Source organism: Rhodoferax sp. RT4P68, from assembly GCF_056521305.1.
The window spans coordinates 1-17,824 of record NZ_JBWMBB010000026.1; the positions used below are offsets into that span (position 1 = coordinate 1).

General features: G+C 63.8%; 18 protein-coding genes. 12 read left to right on the forward strand and 6 right to left on the reverse strand.

All coding sequences use genetic code 11. The features are described from left to right. The first annotated feature begins 674 nt into the window (after positions 1-674). Complete coding sequence (locus tag AC099J_RS30775) at positions 675-1,001, forward strand: hypothetical protein (protein WP_479619125.1); 327 nt, start codon at positions 675-677, stop codon at positions 999-1,001. Positions 1,002-1,334: 333 nt separating this feature from the next. Here the strand turns inward: AC099J_RS30775 and AC099J_RS30780 are convergent, their stop codons facing one another. After that, positions 1,335-2,423 (reverse strand): IS110 family RNA-guided transposase, encoded by a 1,089-nt coding sequence (locus tag AC099J_RS30780; protein ID WP_479619126.1) that lies wholly within the window; start codon positions 2,421-2,423, stop codon positions 1,335-1,337. A 213-nt stretch (positions 2,424-2,636) separates the two neighbouring features. Here AC099J_RS30780 and AC099J_RS30785 point away from each other — a divergent pair, with 213 nt between their 5' ends. From AC099J_RS30785 to AC099J_RS30800, 4 genes are all read left to right on the forward strand, one after another. Then, positions 2,637-3,008 (forward strand): hypothetical protein, encoded by a 372-nt coding sequence (locus tag AC099J_RS30785; RefSeq protein ID WP_479619127.1) that lies wholly within the window; start codon positions 2,637-2,639, stop codon positions 3,006-3,008. Between the two features lie 605 nt (positions 3,009-3,613). Then, complete coding sequence (locus tag AC099J_RS30790; RefSeq protein ID WP_479619128.1) at positions 3,614-3,943, forward strand: hypothetical protein; 330 nt, start codon at positions 3,614-3,616, stop codon at positions 3,941-3,943. Positions 3,944-4,024: 81 nt separating this feature from the next. Beyond that, positions 4,025-4,585: a hypothetical protein gene (locus AC099J_RS30795; RefSeq protein WP_479619129.1), complete on the forward strand. Its 561-nt coding sequence runs from the start codon at positions 4,025-4,027 to the stop codon at positions 4,583-4,585. A 102-nt stretch (positions 4,586-4,687) separates the two neighbouring features. Next, positions 4,688-5,095 (forward strand): DUF6855 family protein, encoded by a 408-nt coding sequence (locus AC099J_RS30800; protein WP_479619130.1) that lies wholly within the window; start codon positions 4,688-4,690, stop codon positions 5,093-5,095. Between the two features lie 59 nt (positions 5,096-5,154). Here the strand turns inward: AC099J_RS30800 and AC099J_RS30805 are convergent, their stop codons facing one another. The 3 genes from AC099J_RS30805 to AC099J_RS30815 all read right to left on the reverse strand — a co-directional run bounded on the left by AC099J_RS30805 (position 5,155) and on the right by AC099J_RS30815 (position 7,484). After that, positions 5,155-5,541 carry a VOC family protein gene (locus AC099J_RS30805; RefSeq protein WP_479619131.1) on the reverse strand — a complete coding sequence of 129 codons (387 nt, stop codon included), beginning with the start codon at positions 5,539-5,541 and terminating at the stop codon, positions 5,155-5,157. A gap of 213 nt (positions 5,542-5,754) precedes the next feature. Next, positions 5,755-6,384, reverse strand: a complete 630-nt coding sequence (locus tag AC099J_RS30810) for a response regulator (RefSeq protein ID WP_479619132.1) — start codon at positions 6,382-6,384, stop codon at positions 5,755-5,757. Beyond that, complete coding sequence (locus AC099J_RS30815) at positions 6,381-7,484, reverse strand: hybrid sensor histidine kinase/response regulator (protein WP_479619133.1); 1,104 nt, start codon at positions 7,482-7,484, stop codon at positions 6,381-6,383. The genes AC099J_RS30810 and AC099J_RS30815 overlap by 4 nt, the downstream gene beginning before the upstream one ends. 177 nt (positions 7,485-7,661) lie before the next feature. Between AC099J_RS30815 and AC099J_RS30820 the strand changes: the two genes are divergently transcribed. From AC099J_RS30820 to AC099J_RS30850, 7 genes are read left to right on the forward strand one after another with little or no spacing between them, the layout of a single operon-like run. Continuing rightward, the gene (locus AC099J_RS30820) at positions 7,662-8,111 is read left to right on the forward strand and encodes a hypothetical protein (protein ID WP_479619134.1); all 450 of its coding nucleotides are present in this window, start codon (positions 7,662-7,664) and stop codon (positions 8,109-8,111) included. A 51-nt stretch (positions 8,112-8,162) separates the two neighbouring features. Continuing rightward, positions 8,163-8,525 (forward strand): response regulator, encoded by a 363-nt coding sequence (locus tag AC099J_RS30825; protein ID WP_479619135.1) that lies wholly within the window; start codon positions 8,163-8,165, stop codon positions 8,523-8,525. 24 nt (positions 8,526-8,549) lie between these two features. Next, complete coding sequence (locus AC099J_RS30830; protein WP_479619136.1) at positions 8,550-10,721, forward strand: chemotaxis protein CheW; 2,172 nt, start codon at positions 8,550-8,552, stop codon at positions 10,719-10,721. A 54-nt stretch (positions 10,722-10,775) separates the two neighbouring features. Then, positions 10,776-11,249 (forward strand): chemotaxis protein CheW, encoded by a 474-nt coding sequence (locus tag AC099J_RS30835; RefSeq protein ID WP_479619141.1) that lies wholly within the window; start codon positions 10,776-10,778, stop codon positions 11,247-11,249. A gap of 14 nt (positions 11,250-11,263) precedes the next feature. After that, positions 11,264-12,118 (forward strand): CheR family methyltransferase, encoded by an 855-nt coding sequence (locus tag AC099J_RS30840; protein WP_479619137.1) that lies wholly within the window; start codon positions 11,264-11,266, stop codon positions 12,116-12,118. Further along, positions 12,105-12,812 carry a chemoreceptor glutamine deamidase CheD gene (gene cheD / locus AC099J_RS30845; protein ID WP_479619138.1) on the forward strand — a complete coding sequence of 236 codons (708 nt, stop codon included), beginning with the start codon at positions 12,105-12,107 and terminating at the stop codon, positions 12,810-12,812. Before AC099J_RS30840 ends, cheD begins: the two co-directional genes overlap by 14 nt. Before the next feature lie 3 nt (positions 12,813-12,815). Beyond that, entirely contained in the window at positions 12,816-13,910 is a 1,095-nt protein-coding gene (locus tag AC099J_RS30850; protein WP_479619139.1) for a protein-glutamate methylesterase/protein-glutamine glutaminase, read from the forward strand. Positions 13,911-13,942: 32 nt separating this feature from the next. Here AC099J_RS30850 and AC099J_RS30855 read toward each other — a convergent pair whose 3' ends face one another. Then, positions 13,943-15,550 (reverse strand): phospholipase D family protein, encoded by a 1,608-nt coding sequence (locus AC099J_RS30855; protein WP_479619140.1) that lies wholly within the window; start codon positions 15,548-15,550, stop codon positions 13,943-13,945. 141 nt (positions 15,551-15,691) lie between these two features. Next, complete coding sequence (locus tag AC099J_RS30860) at positions 15,692-17,596, reverse strand: ATP-binding cassette domain-containing protein (protein ID WP_479619142.1); 1,905 nt, start codon at positions 17,594-17,596, stop codon at positions 15,692-15,694. Between the last annotated feature and the right edge of the window lie 228 nt (positions 17,597-17,824).

The window sequence follows — 17,824 nt, forward strand, 5'->3', positions numbered from 1 at the left end:
TTGACTGCCGTCAGCTTGAATTCAATCCCATAACGGCCGACCATTCTTGGACCGGGCATTCCCATTGATCACTCCTTCGGTTAGGTTGGAGTGTCCACGAAAGTAAAACAAGGTTCCTTTCCCATTCGCGGACGAAGCTATAGGGCGTTGGCAGTTCAACAGACTATGCGAGCGCGAAGCCAAGGTGTGGGTCGCACCAACCGCGAACCAAGTCCAGGCAGCGCGTCGGATCGGGCCGCACTTGGTCGACCGCCAAGGTCTGCTCATTCCAGTTCGGGAACAGCCTATCGTGTATGTCGATGCCCACACCGATCAGCCTTTCTATGCGGTCAAGGCCTTTCACACTCCGGGTGGCATGATCATGCGGGCAGGCTTGAACATGGGTAGCTCCAGTGCGTGCTGGCCTCAAAAATGGTCTTCGCGAGAGAATGGAATAGAAATTGATAAATTACTCAAGCAAGGTGAAGCGCTCAGTGGAAGACAGCGGTAGCCGGCGTGAGGTCTAACATTTCGGTCGACACGGACGCCTTGCGGCGTACGGTCGCTTCGCTCCTTCCTGGCGCAAGGCGCCGGTCACCTTTGCGTTAGGCCGCACAGCCAGCAGAGGCGTTCTGTTGTGGCAACGCCTTTGCCCCCTTGTATAGTTGTCGCCAAGTAGCTGGAGGCTCTGCGTAATGGAGAACCCGATCTCAAAGCTCGCGCTTGATCACTGGTATCAAGTTCTCATGGCCGCCGGTCTCTTTCTATTCCTACTGGTCGGCGCAGGACTGCTGAAGGAGTTTCCAACTCGGCCTACCGCAGCGGTTGCTATCGGCGTCTTCTTCTTTGGCATGGGCGAATGGATCAACCACCCGCTGCAGACCGCGCTCATGCAAGCAACGGCTCGGTTCCCCGGCGGCGTCATAACGGGGCACCCAAGGAAGTCTCGCCCAATGGGCATCTTCTTCGACCTGCTAGGCCTCGGCCTTATTGGTTACGGCGTCTACAAGCTCTTCGCGTAGCCCAAGCTGCCATGGCACGAGTGCGGCCTAACCCTTCTACAGGGACTTCCCTTTTCGTCAACAGCGGCTCTTAGGTGTTCTTCCTGATAAACGGTATTCGCATTCGTTGATCGCAGACGCACGATGAATACAGAAGCCACCGCAAAAGGACAGACTGCACATCTACAGGCGGGCTTGTGTCGGCCAAATGGTCCGAGGCCCCAGATACGAACCGCTCAGCAGGGCTCCATTCACTCGTCGTGTTTGAAACACGCAAGGGTTACCGAGCTCACCTGCTGCCGGTCTGACCTGTGGTGGTTATCTGCTATCGCACGTCCAACTCAGAGAATCCATTCATGCCGGTTGAGGCTTTTGCCGCGCCGCCGGTATCTGGGGCACATGATCGGGATCGAACACGCCATTGCGCGTGAGCACCGCCCACAGGATGCGCGCGTTCTTGTTGGCCAGCGCCACCACGGCCTTTTGCCAGCCGACACGCTCCTTCAACTGCACCAGCCACTGGCTGATGCGGTCGCTGCGTTTGGTCGCGCTCATCACGGCGGACTTGGCGCCCTGGATCAGCAAGGTGCGCAGGTAGTCGTCGCCAGGTTTGGTGATGCCCCCGAGCCTGGCTTTGCCCCCGGTGGAGTTCTGGCTGGGCACAAGGCCGAGCCAGGCGCCGACCTGGCGCGCGTTGGCAAACTGGCCGAATTCGCCCACGCTGGCGACCAAAGCCGACGCGGTGGTCGGGCCAACGCCCAGCAACGTGGCCGCCTTGCTCGCCCGCGCATCGGCGCGTACATGGGCGGCAATGCGCTCGTCGCACCAGGCGATCTGCAGATCGATGTCGATCCAGTGCAGATGCGCGCGCTGCAAGGCCAGCCGTGCCACGCCGGGGATCTCGTTGCTGGCGTCCTCGATCACGCCGGCCAGCACCAGACGCAGCGCATCGGGGCCTTGGGCGAAGACCAATCCGAACTCGGCCAGCAGGCTGCGGATGCGGTTGATCAGCGCCGTGCGCTCTTCCTTGAAGCCTTCGCGCAGCCGGTGCACGGCCAGCTGGCCCTGCTGCTCGGCCGTCTTGACCGGCACGAAGCGCATGTGCGGCCGACCAGCGGCCTCGCAGATGGCAGCGGCATCGTTGGCGTCGTTTTTGCCGCTCTTGCCCGCCATGCGGTAGGGCGTGACGAAGTTGCCAGCGATCAACTGGGCATCCAGGCCCAGCAGGCGCAACCGGCGGGCCACGTGGTGCGCACCGCCACAAGTCTCCATCGCCATGACACATCCGTTCGGCAGTTCGGCGCACCAGGCAAAGAACCGATCCACCGGCATGGCCTTGGCCAGCACGACGCGGCCCTGCGCATCGACCGCATGCACTTGGTAAACCCGCTTGGACAGATCCACCCCTACCCGCGCCACCGGCGCCCGTGTAATCTCCGTCATGGACTTCCCCTTTTCCGTTTCAGATTGAACTTCCGCGAGTCAATCTTGGTGCCTGGACACCGTCTTGGGACTGGGGAAGTCCCTTCGTATTCCATCGAAGGGACAAACAACGGCGGTGCGGGTTTGGGCTTTCTGTCCAAGCTATTGCCGCCGTCGTTTGCCCCTCATGTCAAACGTTAGATTTCAATGCTCTCTCCATCCACGTTGATGCTCTTGGAAAAATTGCAGGAACGGTCGCACACCGCTTTTCCGGAGGGCGGCTTGCTCTTCACCTACATTGAGGCGGCGAACCAAGCACACTTCCGATATCCCGTTGATCTAGGGGCCGCGCTGTCGGCTGACCGGCTTGAAGAACTCGCGCGTTTTCTTCAGGCGTCGCAAGGTGACTACATCGCCAAACCTTCGACTCCTGTGTCTATTTCACTTGCCCAGGAGCTGCTGGCTCATTTGAATACCGATCTCAACTTCGACGAGGTCTCATGGTCCATGGACGACGGCGGCCATGACATGAGCGGAGCTTTGAAGATGGCTCGTAGAGCTGACAACCGATTCTTTGAGCTGGAGCTAATGTGGTCGGTGGACTGAAATCTAACCCTGCGCTGCAGCGGACGGCTTCGCCGCCCGCTGAGCTTGAGCGTTGAGCATGACAAGCGAAGTAGCCAGTGGGTCTGCCAGCGTCAGATCGACGCGACGCCTTTTAGGTACTCTCATGGTACTCTTGTCTCCGCTCGCGCTCTTTGGTTTATTGGCCTCAGCAAATGAATATCAGGCAATGGGCATTGAGGGTGCAGTAGATTGCGATGGTCCGCTGAGCGTTTTCATGTTCACGCTTCCGACGCTTGCTGCATATGTTCCAGGCTCTTGCATCTTCGCATATTCCGCGTTCACAACACGCCGCATAGGTATTACCTTTGCTGCATTACTCGTGGGCTTGATTTGCTTCGGGCTAGGTGTCAACACTGCCCTCGCCGCAGGCGAGCTTGTGCGGACCGAGCACAAGGAGTCTTGTGGAGAATCGGTCTAGTGCGCGTGCAGTCATGCCAGCCTGGCGCTCACGCCGACAAATCTGCCTACGCTCCGCTACGGCAAATATGCGGCTGAGGTGAAGGCGCCTACCCACGGTGCGTCTGGTGTATTTAAATGTTAGTCCGCTGGACAGAACTCACGTCGCCACATATTCTCATCTCACCATGCGTTCAAGAACCACTCCTCTCCTGCTCGTCGTTGCTGCCGCTTTCCTCTGCCAATCAGCAGCCTATGCCAACGACGAAATGCGTCCGCGCGACGGGAAGCGATGGTGGCGCGGCCAGGTGACCGAGGGCTTTTGGGGTGGGCCATGCGAAGTGAAGACCGAATCCAAGCGGGGCGAGTTCAAGCGCGAGATCAAGTGCAAGGATGGTCGTGGCGCCACGTGGCGCGGCGAGTGGAAGACCGAGTTTCGCGATGGCCCGTGCCTGGTGAAGCAGGAAGCCAAGCGCGACGAGTTCAAGGAAGAGATCAAATGCGAAGGGCGCACATAGTGGCAGTGAGCGAATTGTCTCGCGATCGGCGCCCGGTTAACTCGAACGTCAAAATTCTCATCCGCGAAGGAGTCATGCTCAGTGTCTGATATCGCGATCAAACCGAAACGCCCTTATGTCGAAGAGCTGCTTTCGCGCTACGAAACGGTGGTCGGGAAAGACTTCCCCGGTTATCGCAATCACGTATACCGTGCGATCACTTATGCAATGCATTTTCTAGACAACGCATCGGAGCATGAGCGGCTCGTCGAGACGGCTTTTGTCTACCATGACATTGGCCTGTGGACAGATCGTGAATTGGCATACTTAGAGCCATCCGAGGCTGTGGCCATCGCCGATAACCAGAAATTGAAACTGGGATTGGACCCTGATTTGCTTCGCGATGCTATCCATTGGCATCACAAGATCTTCCCTTACGACGGACGTCACAAAGAAGTTATTGAGGCTTGCCGTAAGGCCGACTGGATTGATGCCTCCAAAGGAATGCTTCGTAAGGGCATGAGCAGAGCGGCGATCAAACAAGTCGAGGCGGCGTTCCCCAACCTAGGCTTCCATGACACACTGCTACGCCTTACAAAAGATTATGGCGGTTCGACACTTGTTGGTGGCGTGAAGGTAACTCGCGGCATTGTGAAGTGGTGAGGGCATTTAAACTGCGGGCAAAGAATGCATCTAGGCCGACATCGCTGCGCAATGTGATTCAATGCGGGGCTCGCCATTTTGCCCCACTGATCGAGACAACGAATGGAACCTCTGAATCGAACCAAAGATAACCCCTGGCAGCTCAAGACAGCACCGGGTACATCTGAGTACACGATGCACGTCGAAGAAAGGGATGGCAGGAAAGTTTTGGCGTGTACTGTCGGAAAGACGGTGCTGTTCTATGACGCCCGCTGTATCGATGATTTGCACAAGATGCTGCAGACCGCAGGCGATTGGGTGGCACTCGGCGGTGCCGATGAACAGAAGCCAGCCAAAGAAGGCACGGTTGAATCCTGGGGGCGCGATCCAACCAACCCAGTCGGCGGTTGGTACGGTCTCAAGAAAGGGCTACGTGGCCGTTTTGGGGTCTACGTTCCCCCGTTGATGGAGAAACTCGGTCTTTGCGAGCTCGAGCACAGCGCGACGAACAATCGCATGCGCGCGAAGTAGTCGAGCGACAACCCGCTGCAGCCGACGCGCGGGTTGCCGCCCCGTTCAAGCATGAGCCGTCATGTCTGCGCAATGTCCTCGTGGATGCACAGAAAGTTGCCCTCTGTGTCTTTGAACCAGGCGGCCTTCTCGGCGCCCAGCACGCAGACATGGTTCACGGTTTTGAAGTCGGGGAAGTCGTAGTCTTCGAAGGCAACGCCCGTGCGCTTGAGTGCATCGATGGCGGCGGCGATGTCGGGCACGCGAAAGCTGATCGCCGTGTGTTCGGCCTTGGTCCCCTCCGGCTTGGGGAACAGTGCCAGGGTGCTGCCGCCGACGACATAGACAAACTTGCCGTCGGGTTTCAAGCCTTGCGGCTTTAGCCCCAACGACTGCTCATAGAAGGCGCGCGCACGTGCCATGTCTTTCACCGGCAGCATCGTCGTCACCGTGGAATCGGTCAGCATGGTCTGTCCTTTCGCTTCTGTCCGGCCTCGTCCCGACCATCGGCGAGCACCAGGCCGTCCGGCCGGTCCTTCACTCTAGGCTTGTCGCCTCGCCAGCGCCATCAGGTCGACCATGACCGGGTTGCGGGGCGCCTTGCACGCATCCGATATGGCGCCAGCCGCGAACGGCACGGTGCGCCGGCCATGGCGCTGCAGCCGCCGCGCGGGGCTCAGCTACACCAACCCGTTGCGAATCGCGTACACCGTCAGCTCCGCGTTGTTGGCCAGGTGCAGCTTCTCCAGCGCCCGCGTGCGGTAGACGCTGACGGTCTTGGGGCTGAGCATCAGCTCTTCGGCGATGTCAGACAGGCGCTTGCCGCTGGCGATCTTCACCACGGTCTGCAGTTCGCGCTCAGACAGCGCGTCGTGCAGCACTTCCTGTGTCGGCTTGGCCAGGCTGTCGACCAGCATCTGCGCGACCTCGGGCGTGACGTACTTGCGGCCCTGCATCACGGTGCGCACGGCCTTGACGAGCTCTTCGGGCTCGCCGGCCTTGCTCACGTAGCCCTGTGCACCGGCCCGCAGGCAGCGGATGGCGTACTGGTCTTCAGGGAACATCGAGACGATCAGCACCTTGATCGGCGAGTTGACTTCCGTGAGGCTGGAGAGTACTTCCATGCCGCCACGGCCGGGCATGTTCAGGTCGAGCACCAGCACGTCACACGTCACCTTGCGCAGCAGCTCGCGCACCTCGGCGTAGCTGCTGGCCTCGCCAATCACCTGGATGTCAACCGCCTCGGCCAGCGTGTCGCGGATGCCGCGGCGCACCACGGCATGGTCGTCGCACAGCACCACGCGGATCATGTGGCGGCGCTCCCCGCGTGGCGTGCCGCCGCCTCGGCCTGCAGCGGCACCGACAGGATGATGGAGGTGCCATGGCCGGGCCGGCTGGCGATGTCCAGCCAGCCGTCGACCGTCTTGGCGCGCTCGCGCAGGCCGCGCAGGCCGAAGGCCTTGGGCTTGGCCAGCGCCTCGCCAGCGATGCCGCAGCCGTTGTCGGTGACTTCCAAGGTCAGCACGCCGTCGCCGTCCGAGAGGTCGATCGTGACGCGGCTACACGCGGCGTATTTGGAGATGTTGGTCAGCGCCTCTTGCGCCGTGCGGTAGGCCACCAGTGAGACGGTTTTGTCGGTGTCCAACCGCTCGCGGCTGGGGCGCACCACGGTGGTGACGCCGGTACGGCGCTCGAAGCCCTCGGCCAGCCACTGGATGGCGGCGACGAGGCCTTGGTCGAGGATGGGCGGGCGCAGGTTCATCATGATCCGTTGGCTGGCGCCCAATGCGTGCTGCAGCATTTCGCTGGCGGCGCCCAGGTGCGACTGCATGGCGGCATCGTCGGTGTGGCGCCCGATCCACGCCAGGTCGAGCCGGATGGCGGCGAGCGAGCCGCCGATGTCGTCGTGCACTTCGCGGGCGATGGCGGCGCGCTCTTGTTCGATCGAGGTCTGCAGGTGCTCGGCCAGTTCGGCCAGGCGGCGCTCGGAGTGGGCCAGCTCGACATCGGCCTGCAGCTTGGCCTGGCGCGCCTGCCCCACCTCGATGGCGCGCTCGATCACGTGGCCGAGCTTGCCGATGTGGTCCTTCAGCAGATAGTCGGAAAAGCCCAGGCGGATGGCCTCGACCGCTGCGGCCTCGCCGATGGCGCCAGAGAGCAGGATGAACGGTGGCCGGTGCGCCTGCTGCTGGAACAGGGCCCAGGCATCCAGGGCGTTGAAGCCGGCCAGGTGGTAGTCGGCGACGATCACGTCGAAGTGCTGCTCGGCCAGCTGCTGGCCAAACGCTTGCAGCGTTTCCACCCGCTCCATCTCGAAGGCAAGGCTGTGCTTGCGCAGCATCAGCGCGACCAACTGGTGGTCGATCTCGGAATCTTCCAAGTGCAGGATGCGGATGGGTGCGGTTGACAAAGTCGGAGGGGTGGACGTGTCAGCGATGGCGCAGTGTAACGGCGGTGCCGCCCGTCACCGGGGCACAGCAGTCTGTCGCATGCCGCATGAAATTCGAGTAGGCCGCTCTCATTTCGCACTAATATTCTGAAAGAAGAGTCCAAAAAACTGCCGTTGCTCGGCAACGACGGAGATGCAATGCAGGTTGAGCCCCAGACCCCCACAGAGCCGGCCGTGCAGCTGCCGGTCATGGTGGTGGCCGAGCTGCAGGACTCGCTGATGGTGGCTATGCACGATCTGCAGCGCCTGGACGGTCTCTTGTCGCACACCATGGACAACCTGATGTTGCGTTTCGACGCGGCATCCCGCGAGCTGTCGAATCCGCTGCTGAACGGGACGCATGCGTTGTCCGGTGTGCGTGGCACCTTGCAGGCGGCAGTGACCGAGCTGCAGTTCCAGGACATGGCGTCCCAGTTGATCGCGCACACCACCAAAGTGCTGCAGGCGTGCGTGTTCCGGCTGGGCTGCGAGAGCATGGGATGCGAGCCGGACGAAGAGCCTGTGCCTTTTGTCAACGCGGTGGTCCTGGACCGCCCCAACCCCGTGACCCAGAGCGAGATGGACGCCGGGTCGATCGAGCTGTTCTGACGCCGATCCCCTCTTTCACCGCGCACCGTTTACCGCTGGAGCACATTTTTCATGCACTCGATCCTTGCTGTTGACGATTCGCCTTCGATGCGCAAGATGGTGTCGTTCACGCTGTCCAACGCCGGGTACAACGTGGTGGAGGCTGTCGACGGCGAAGACGCCTACGAGAAGGCCAAGGCGCACCCCATCGACCTGGTCCTGGCCGACCAGAACATGCCCCGGCTGGATGGGCTGGGCCTGACGCGCAAGCTGCGCGGCGACCCGAACTTCAAGTCGATTCCGATCCTGATCCTGACGACAGAGTCCAGCGATCTCATGAAGCAGGCAGGGCGGTCGGCCGGGGCGACCGGCTGGCTTGTCAAACCTTTCGACCCAACGCGCCTGATCGAAGTGATCCAGAAGGTCATCAAGTGAACGCACCTCACAGGAGCAGGCCACATGGCTGAACACCACCAGGAAACCGCCTCCGGCGGTGCCGATTTCGACCTCACCCAGTTCTACCAAATCTTCTTCGAGGAGGCGGGCGAGAACCTGGACCAGATGGAGCAGATGCTGGTCGACCTGGACCTGACGCAGGCCGACGACGAGGCGCTGAACGGCATCTTCCGCTGCGCACATTCCATCAAGGGCGGCGCGGCGACCTTCGGGTTTCGCGACGTCACGGAGCTGACGCACCACATGGAGTCGCTGCTGGACCGCCTGCGGCGCCACGAGATCAAACCCGTGCCGCAGATGGTGGATGTGCTGCTGGAATCGGCCGATGCCTCGCGCGGCCTGCTGGCGCGCCACCAGAACGGCGGGCAGGGCACGGCGCCGGCCACGGCCGATCTGGTGCGGCGCATCAGTGATCTGGCCACTGGACAGGTGCCGGCCCAGGCAGCGTCTGCGGCGCCCGCACCGCCACCCACGCGGGCTCCCGCGCCTGCACCTGCACCCGTGCCTGCCGCAGCACCGATTGCGGCGGCCGAGCCGCTGCCTGCGGGCACGCGGCTGCTGCAGGTCCGCATCGGCCCGCTGGAGCATCCCGAGACAGCCGACGCGCTGCAGGACTTGTTCCGCGACATTCCCGGGCTGGGCACCATGGAGCCGCTGCCCAGCGCGCACGCGGAGCACCGTGTGTTTGCCGTGACCACCACCTCCAGTGACGCGGACCTGTTGGATCTGTTCGTGTTCCATGTGGCCAAGGAGCTGGTCGAGATCACGCCGCAAGGCGCGCCGGTGGCCGCTGCCACTTCGCTGGAGCAGGAGGAGGCCAACGCCAGGGCGCTGGACCAGGCCGCCGCACAGGGCAGCCCGCCGACAGCGCCGCACGTGCCGATGGAGGATTACGGCTTCTTTGCCGATGCGCCCGGTGCGCCGGCCGCAGCCCCGCCTGCAGGCGGGCCGGCAGGCCCACGCGTGGCGGCCGCACCGGCAGGCGAGGCCCGCGTGGGCGGCCAGTCACTGGAGGCGACCTCGATCCGCGTGGCCGTCAGCAAGGTCGACCAGATCATCAACCTGGTGGGCGAGCTGGTCATCACCCAGGCCATGCTGGCGCAGAACAGCCGGGCGCTGGAGCCGGCGCTGCACCAGCAGCTGTTCGCCGGGCTGGCGGACCTGGACCGCAACACGCGTGATCTGCAGGAATCGGTGATGTCGATCCGCATGATTCCGATGTCGTTCGTGTTCAACCGCTTCCCGCGCATGCTGCGCGACCTGGCGAACAAGCTGGACAAGAAGGTCGATTTCGTGACCCAGGGCGAGGCCACCGAGCTGGACAAGGGACTGGTGGAGAAGATCACCGACCCGCTGACGCACCTGGTGCGCAACAGCTGCGACCACGGCGTGGAGCTGCCTGCCGAGCGCATCGCCGCTGGCAAGCCCGAGCACGGCACGATCACGCTGTCCGCGTCGCACCAGGGCGGCTCGATCGTCATCGAAGTGCGCGACGACGGGCGCGGCATGTCGCGTCAGCGCATCCTGGCCAAGGCGCGTGAGCGCGGGCTGCCGGTGCACGACGGCATGGCCGACGGCGAGGTCTGGCAGCTGATCTTCGCGCCGGGCTTTTCCACGGCGGAGACGGTGACCGATGTGTCCGGCCGTGGTGTCGGCATGGACGTGGTCAAGCGCAACATTTCGGCGCTGGGCGGCACGGTGGACATCGAGTCTTACGAAGGCCGCGGCATGAAGGTTTCGGTGCGGCTGCCACTCACGCTGGCCATCATGGATGGCATGTCGGTGCGGGTGGGCGATGAGGTCTACATCTTGCCGCTGTCGGCCGTGATCGAGTCGTTCCAGGTGAAGGACGATGCGGTCAGCACCGTGGCGCACGGCGCGCAACTGGTCAAGGTGCGCGAGGAATACATGCCGGTGATCGAGCTGGAGCGGGTGTTCCAGGTTCCGATCGAGGCCGAGAGCCCGGCCAACGGCATCATGGTGGTGGTGGAGTCCGAAGGCAGCCGCGCTGCGCTGCTGGTGTCCGAACTGCTGGGCCAGCACCAGGTGGTGGTGAAGAACCTGGAATCGAATTACCGCAAGGTTGCGAACGTGTCGGGCGCGACCATTCTGGGCGACGGCAAGGTCGCCCTGATCTTGGACATCGGCGCCCTGGTGCGCCGCACGCGGCACTGAGCGCAGGCCGACGCATCGGCAACGCAAGCTACGGAAGGAATGAGCATGGGCGCGATGGATTTGAAGGACGTGGGCGAGCCGGTGGTGGCGCGTGAATACCTGACGTTCCGCTTGGGGCAGGAGGAGTACGGCATCGACATCCTGAAGGTGCAGGAGATCCGCGGCTACGAGGCGCCGACGCGCATCGCGCACGCGCCGCAATTTCTCAAGGGAGTGGTGAACCTGCGCGGCACCATCGTGCCCATCGTCGACATGCGGCTGAAATTCAACTGCGCGCGTGCCGACTACGACAGCTTCACGGTGGTGATCATCCTGAACCTGCGCTCGCGCATCGTGGGCATCGTGGTTGATTCCGTCAGCGACGTGCTGGAGCTGCCGCCTGAGGCGGTGCGCCCGGCGCCGGACATGGATACGACGGTGGACGGCAACTGCATCCTGGGCCTGGGCTCGGTCAACGAGCGCATGCTGATCCTGCTGGACATCGAACGGCTCATGTCCGGTGTGGACATGGGACTGGTGACCGTCTGAGCACGCTGGCCCCCATGCGCGCGTCGTCTGCGGCCGCCGCCGATGCAGGGCCCGTGGCCCAGGGGCGAGAGTTCATCTGGACCGATGCCGATTTCTCGCGCGTGCAGTCGCTCATCTACCAGCGGGCCGGCATCTCGCTGCACGACGGCAAGCACGCGATGGTCTACAGCCGGCTGTCGCGCCGGCTGCGCGACACGGGGCACCGCAGCTTCCAGGAATACCTGGCCTGGCTGGAGGGGCACGACGGGCCGGAGTGGCAGGAGTTCGTCAACGCGCTGACGACCAACCTGACGTCGTTCTTCCGGGAGCAGCACCATTTCGGGGTGCTGGAGGAACACCTGCGCCAGCGTGCGCCGGCCAACGGGTGGCGCATGTGGTGCAGTGCGGCGTCGACCGGCGAGGAGCCGTATTCGATCGTCATCACGGCCATGGAGACGCTGGGGTCGGCGCAGAGCTTCCGGCTGTGGGCGAGCGACATCGATTCCAAGGTGCTGGCCTCGGCCGAGCGTGGCGTGTACCGGCTCGAAGCCATGAAGGGCATGAGCCAGCAGCGCTTGCAACGCTTCTTTCTGCGGGGCACCGGCGCCAATGCCGGGCTGGTGCGCACGCGGCCGGAGTTGCGCCATGCCATCGAGTTCCTGTCTGTGAACCTGGTGCGCGACGGCTGGCCGTTCCGTGAGCCGTTCGACGTGGTGTTCTGCCGCAACGTGATGATCTATTTCGATGCGCCCACGCAGCGCCGTGTGCTCGAGCGCATCCATGCCGTCATGCAGCCGGGCGGCCTGTTGTTCGTGGGGCATGCCGAGAATTTCGGCGAGTCGCGCGATCTGTTCACGCTCAAGGGAAAGACCGTGTATGAGCGTCGCTAGCCCCCAGCCGAACCTTGTGGAGCGCCGCGCCGGCACACGCACCACCACGCCGGTGGTGCGCAGCGGCGAGGCGCCGAAGGTCTCTTTGGCCCAGCTGAAAGCGGCAGCGCGCAGGCCGGGCGAGGCTTCATTCTTCTACCTGGACCATCACTTCCAGTACAACGCGGTGAAGGTGCTGCCGGGCGAGTACTTCGTCTCGGGTGACGATCTTGTGATGATGACGGTGCTGGGTTCGTGCATCTCCGCGTGCCTGTGGGACACCCGCGCGCGCATTGGCGGGATGAACCACTTCATGCTGCCCGAGGGGGGTGGCGAAGACGGCTTTGGGCGCTACGGCTCGTACGCGATGGAGCTGCTGATCAACGAGATGCTCAAGAGCGGTGCGCGGCGCGAATCGCTGCAGGCCAAGATCTTCGGCGGGGCGCAAGTGATGGCGAACTTCACGACCATGAACGTGGGTGAGCGCAACACGACGTTTGTGGTCGACTATCTGCAGACCGAGCGCATTCCGCTGCTGTCCAGCGATGTGCTGGACATCTACCCGCGCAAAGTCTGTTTCTTCCCGGTGACGGGCAAGGCCATGGTCAAGCGCCTGGCCCACGCCCACCCGGAGCAGCTGGTGGTGAGCGAGCTGCGTGGCAACGCGGCCACGGTGGCCAGGTCGCGCGATGGCGGCTCGGTGGACCTGTTCTGAGCCATGCGCAAGAAGATCCGAGTGCTGGTGGTGGACGATTCGGCACTGGTACGCAGCCTGCTCACGGAGATCATCAACCGCCAGGTGGACATGACCTGCGTGGGCGCGGCCAACGATCCGCTGATCGCACGCGAGATGATCCGCGAGCTCAATCCCGATGTGCTGACGCTGGACGTGGAAATGCCGCGCATGGATGGCATCGATTTCCTCGGTCGGCTGATGCGGCTGCGGCCGATGCCGGTGGTCATGGTGTCCACACTGACGGCGCAGGGCGCGGAGGTGACGCTGCGCGCATTGGAACTGGGCGCGATCGATTTCGTGGCCAAGCCGCGCATCGGGCTGGCGTCGGGGCTGAGCCAGTTGGGCGACGAGATCGTGGACAAGGTGCGCATGGCGGCGACGGCGAAGTTCCGGCGCGTGCCCATACCGGTGGCGCCAGCGGGTGCGCCGAAGGCGTCGCAGGCAGCGCAGTCTGCACACGGGTTGATTGGCCGGATCTCGACAGAGAAATTGATCTGCATCGGGGCCTCGACCGGCGGCACCGAGGCGATCAAGAGCATTCTGGTGGCGATGCCGGCAGATGCCCCGGCGATTGTCATCACGCAGCACATGCCGCCGGGCTTCACCACCAGCTTTGCCGCACGCCTGAACGGGTTGTGCCGAATCACCGTCAAGGAGGCCAGCCACGGCGAGCGCATCCTGCCCGGCCATGCCTACATCGCGCCGGGCGGTCGCCAGTTCCGCATCGAACGCAGCGGCGCCAACTACATGGCGGTGGTGGACGAGGGCGAGCCGGTGAACCGGCACCGCCCATCCGTGGAGGTGTTGTTCCTCTCGGTGGCCAACGTCGCAGGGCGCAACGCCTTCGGCGTGATGCTGACCGGCATGGGCAACGACGGTGCCCGCGCCATGCGCGAACTGCGCGACAAGGGCAGCTACAACTACGCGCAGGACGAGGCCAGTTGCGTGGTCTTCGGCATGCCCAAGGAGGCCATCGCGCATGGCGCTGTGCACGAGGTGCTGCCGTTGGAGCAGATCGCGCCGGCGCTGCTGGGGCGGCTGCGCAGCACTACCGACCAGGGGCACCACCGCATCTGAGGGCGCGGCCCACCACTAATCCCCGGGAGGCGTCACAGCATTTCGTCGGGGGCGAACGGGCCGATCAGCTTGAGCATGAATTGCAGGCCGGTACCGGCGTCTGGCTCGCCGGGACCATGGTGGACGGCGCCGTCGGGTGCATGCCAGGCGAGACGGCCCTGCGGCGCCCTCAGGTGGTAGGCGCTCTGTTCCATCACGCGCGTGGCCATGGCGATGGCCTGCCGGGCTAGATCTCGGTTGCGGATCAGCAGCGCGATCTCGCTGTTCTGCAGTTGCGAGCGCAGGTCCAGGTTCATGGAGCCGACGACGAGCAGGCTCTCGTCCACGATCACCGTCTTGGCGTGCAGGCTGGCGCGTGAGGCCATCGCCGAGCCCATGGAACCGCCCGGCGTTTGCGGGGTGCTTTCGGAGCCATGGCTCGCCACGCGCAGGGCTGACGCCGACCCGGCCGACATCAGGTCACCACCGGAACCGGCCTCCGCGCGCATCTCGTAGAGTTCGACGCCCATCTCCAGCAGGCGCGGGCGGTAGCGTGCGTAGCCGACATGGGCCAACGGCGCGTCGTTGGAGGCCAGAGAATTGGTGAGCACCCGAACCCGCACGCCCGTATCGCGCAGGCGTTGAAACACGGTCATCATGGCGTCACCGGGCACGAAATAGGGCGAGACGATCAACAGGTCGTGGCGCGTGCGTTCCATCAGCCGCAAGAGGCCGTCGACCACGGTGTCATCCTCGCCCGTGTCTTCGGCGGCGAGTTTGTCGGCCTTGTCGACCAGCAACAGCGACGGCGCCCAGGTCAGGCGCGCCGCAGAGAGGTCGAGCGCCGCGGTGGCGGGGGCGGCCTGCCGCGTGGGCACTGCCGAAAGCTGCGTTGGCGGCGCCGTCTGCAGTGCTGCGGGAATCTGTGGGCCAGCGTCATCGCGCGGGCGCAGATCGGCGATCTCGTCGGGGGTGAGGAGGGACTGCACCGGATAGGCCAGCGGGTTGTTCCAGTACGCGTCAAAGCTGGCTGACATGCGTTGAACGATGCGGCCGGCGGCCAGTACGTCCAAGTCGATGAAGTTGCTCTCGACGCCTTGGCCGAAGTAGGCGTCGCCCAGGTTGCGGCCACCGGTGATGCCCATCACGTTGTCGGCGATGAACAGCTTGTTGTGCATGCGCCGTTGGATCTGGTCGATCTCACCGATCGAGCCGAGCAAACGGCCGAACAGAGAGCTTCGTGATCCGGGCAATGGGTTGAACAGCCGCAACTCGATGTTCGGCTCGAAGGCCAGGGTCAGGAACTGGGCGTTGGCGCCTACCGTGTTGAAGTCATCCAGCAGGATCCGCACGCGCACGCCGCGCCTCGCCGCCTCGCGCAGCCGCACCACGAATTGCCCGGTACTCTGGTCGACCAGGATGGCGTAGTACTGCAGATCCAATGTCTTCTCGGCCGCATCGACCAGCGCCAGGCGGCTGGTGTAGGCGGCCTCTTCTGCGCCGAGCAGGCGAAAGCCCGACTCGTGCGCCGGCCTCGTGGCGGCGATGTGCCGTGCCACTGCGCGCCCGAGGGAGGTGCTTTCGGGCTGCGTGAGCGCGGTCGAGACCGGTCGCTGAACGTGGGCCGGCAGGCTGGCGCACCCAGCCAGCCAGGCCGCCATGATCAATAGCAGGAGTTGCAGCGCGCAATGCCCAAAAGGCGTCTGCTGTCTGTGAGTCGGAGTGGCGAAATGCATGGTCCGGCAGGGTAGGGCCAGGCCATGCGCCTGTCTGTAGGCGCAGCCGCTGCCGACGCGTGCGGTTCAGGCGGTTGTTTCCAGCGCTTCCCATCGCTCCAGGGCCGCCATCAGGGCGGCGTCCAGCTCGGCATGGCGGGCCGACAGTTGGGCTGCGCGGGCCGGGTCTGTGCCGTACAGCGCGCCACCGGCCAACTCGGCACCGACCTGTTGCTGTTCACCCTCGATGGCGGCAATCTGGGCCGGCAATGCTTCGAGTTCCCGCTGCTCTTTGTAGCTGAGCTTGCGACGTGGCGACTTGGCCGCTGGCGTTGGCTCATCTGCAACGGCGGCCATCGGCGGTGCGGGGGCGATGCTGCCCGCCGGGGCGCCTGCGGCGGCCAGTTCACGCATCCGGCGCGACTGCGTCTGCCAGTCCTGAACCGAGCCCTCGTACTCGCGCCACAGGCCAGGCGTGGAGGCCCCGGGCTCGTGCGCAATGATGCTCGTCACCACGTTGTCGACGAACGTGCGGTCGTGGCTCACCAGGAACACGGTGCCCTCGTAGCTCTGCAGCAGTTCTTCCAGGAGATCGAGCGTGTCGATGTCCAGGTCGTTGGTGGGCTCATCGAGCACCAGCACGTTGGCCGGTCTCGCGAAGAGTCGCGCGAGCAACAAGCGGTTGCGTTCGCCACCAGAGAGAGAACGTACCGGCGACGTGGCGCGCGCAGGCGAGAAAAGAAAATCGCCGAGGTAGCTTTTGACGTGTTTGCGTTGCCGACCAATTTCGATCCACTCGCTGCCGGGGCTGATGAAGTCCTCCAGCGTGGCGTCCAGGTCGAGGGCGTTGCGCATCTGGTCGAAATAGGCGATCTCCAGATTGCTACCCTGCCGCACGCGGCCGCTGTCGGGCAGCAGCTGGCCGAGGATCAACTTGAGCAGCGTGGTTTTGCCCGAGCCATTGGCGCCCAGCAAGCCGATCTTGTCGCCCCGCAGGATGGTGGCGGAGAACCCGTCAACGATCACCCGGTCACCAAAGGACAGGCTCACGTCCGTCATTTCCGCCACGAGCTTGCCGCTGCTTTGGCCGGTGGCGACATCCATGTTGACGCGCCCGAGTGCGTCGCGTCGCTGGACGCGGGCGGTGCGCAGGCTCTCCAGGCGTTGGATCCGGCTCTGGCTGCGGGTGCGGCGAGCTTCGACGCCCTTGCGTACCCAGATTTCCTCCTGAGCGAGCAACTTGTCGGCTTTGGCATTGATGACCGCTTCCTGGGCCAACTGGTCTTCCTTCTGCACCAGATACTGGCCAAAGTTGCCCGGGTACGAGCGCAGCTGCCCGCGGTCGAGCTCGACGATGCGGGTGGCGACACGATCCAGGAACGCGCGGTCGTGCGTGATGGTCACGATGCTGCCCTTGAAGTCGACCAGAAGCTCTTCGAGCCACTCGATCGAATCGAGGTCCAGATGGTTGGTGGGCTCGTCAAGCAGCAGCACGTCCGGCCGTGTCACCAGCGCCTGGGCAAGCGCCACCCGCTTGCGCGTGCCGCCAGACAGTGTGGCGATCTCGCTGTCCGGGTCCAGGTGCAAGCGTTGAAGCGTCTCGGCTACACGCTGCTCCCAGTTCCAGGCATCGTAGGTCTCGATCTCTGTCTGCAACGCATTGAGATCAGCGCCGTCGTCACCACTCAGATAGGCATCGCGGGCGGCGATGGCGTGGGTCAGCCCTGCACTGGCAGCCTGGAACACTGTGGAACTCGGGTCCAGCACGGGTTCCTGTGCGACGAAGGCGATGCGCGTGCCTTGTTGCACATGCATTACGCCATCGTCTGGCTTCTCGGCCCCGGCGAGGATCTTGAGCAGTGAAGACTTGCCCGCGCCGTTGCGACCGATCAAGCCAATGCGTTCATTGGATTCGACCGAGAACTGTGCGCGGTCGAGGAGCGGGACGTGCCCGAAGGCCAGTTGCGCGTCCAGTAGTGTGATGAGAGCCATGGACGGAATTATCCGGGCCGTGGGGTGTGGGGGAGAGCCGAGGGACGTCCATGGCCTGGCCGAGTCGACTGGCTTCACCACTGCTTGTCCACTCCCGCGAAAATCTTCTTCCCCCTGCTCAAAAGCTGTTGTATAGTCGAGGGCTTCGCTGCTCACGGCGCAGGTTCTTCGGGAAGCTTCTTCCAGAAGGTCCGGCAAAAAAGAAAAGCGAAAAAATTTGACGAAGAC

Coding starts and splice junctions, on each gene's coding strand:
- AC099J_RS30800 (WP_479619130.1), top strand. CDS start 4,688: ATGGAACCTCTGAATCGAACCAAAGATAACCCCTGGCAGCTCAAGACA.
- AC099J_RS30860 (WP_479619142.1), bottom strand. CDS start 17,596: ATGGCTCTCATCACACTACTGGACGCGCAACTGGCCTTCGGGCACGTC.
- AC099J_RS30830 (WP_479619136.1), top strand. CDS start 8,550: ATGGCTGAACACCACCAGGAAACCGCCTCCGGCGGTGCCGATTTCGAC.
- AC099J_RS30825 (WP_479619135.1), top strand. CDS start 8,163: ATGCACTCGATCCTTGCTGTTGACGATTCGCCTTCGATGCGCAAGATG.
- AC099J_RS30855 (WP_479619140.1), bottom strand. CDS start 15,550: ATGGCGGCCTGGCTGGCTGGGTGCGCCAGCCTGCCGGCCCACGTTCAG.
- cheD (WP_479619138.1), top strand. CDS start 12,105: ATGAGCGTCGCTAGCCCCCAGCCGAACCTTGTGGAGCGCCGCGCCGGC.
- AC099J_RS30840 (WP_479619137.1), top strand. CDS start 11,264: ATGCGCGCGTCGTCTGCGGCCGCCGCCGATGCAGGGCCCGTGGCCCAG.
- AC099J_RS30805 (WP_479619131.1), bottom strand. CDS start 5,541: ATGCTGACCGATTCCACGGTGACGACGATGCTGCCGGTGAAAGACATG.
- AC099J_RS30810 (WP_479619132.1), bottom strand. CDS start 6,384: ATGATCCGCGTGGTGCTGTGCGACGACCATGCCGTGGTGCGCCGCGGC.
- AC099J_RS30775 (WP_479619125.1), top strand. CDS start 675: ATGGAGAACCCGATCTCAAAGCTCGCGCTTGATCACTGGTATCAAGTT.
- AC099J_RS30780 (WP_479619126.1), bottom strand. CDS start 2,423: ATGACGGAGATTACACGGGCGCCGGTGGCGCGGGTAGGGGTGGATCTG.
- AC099J_RS30835 (WP_479619141.1), top strand. CDS start 10,776: ATGGATTTGAAGGACGTGGGCGAGCCGGTGGTGGCGCGTGAATACCTG.
- AC099J_RS30850 (WP_479619139.1), top strand. CDS start 12,816: ATGCGCAAGAAGATCCGAGTGCTGGTGGTGGACGATTCGGCACTGGTA.
- AC099J_RS30790 (WP_479619128.1), top strand. CDS start 3,614: ATGCGTTCAAGAACCACTCCTCTCCTGCTCGTCGTTGCTGCCGCTTTC.
- AC099J_RS30820 (WP_479619134.1), top strand. CDS start 7,662: ATGCAGGTTGAGCCCCAGACCCCCACAGAGCCGGCCGTGCAGCTGCCG.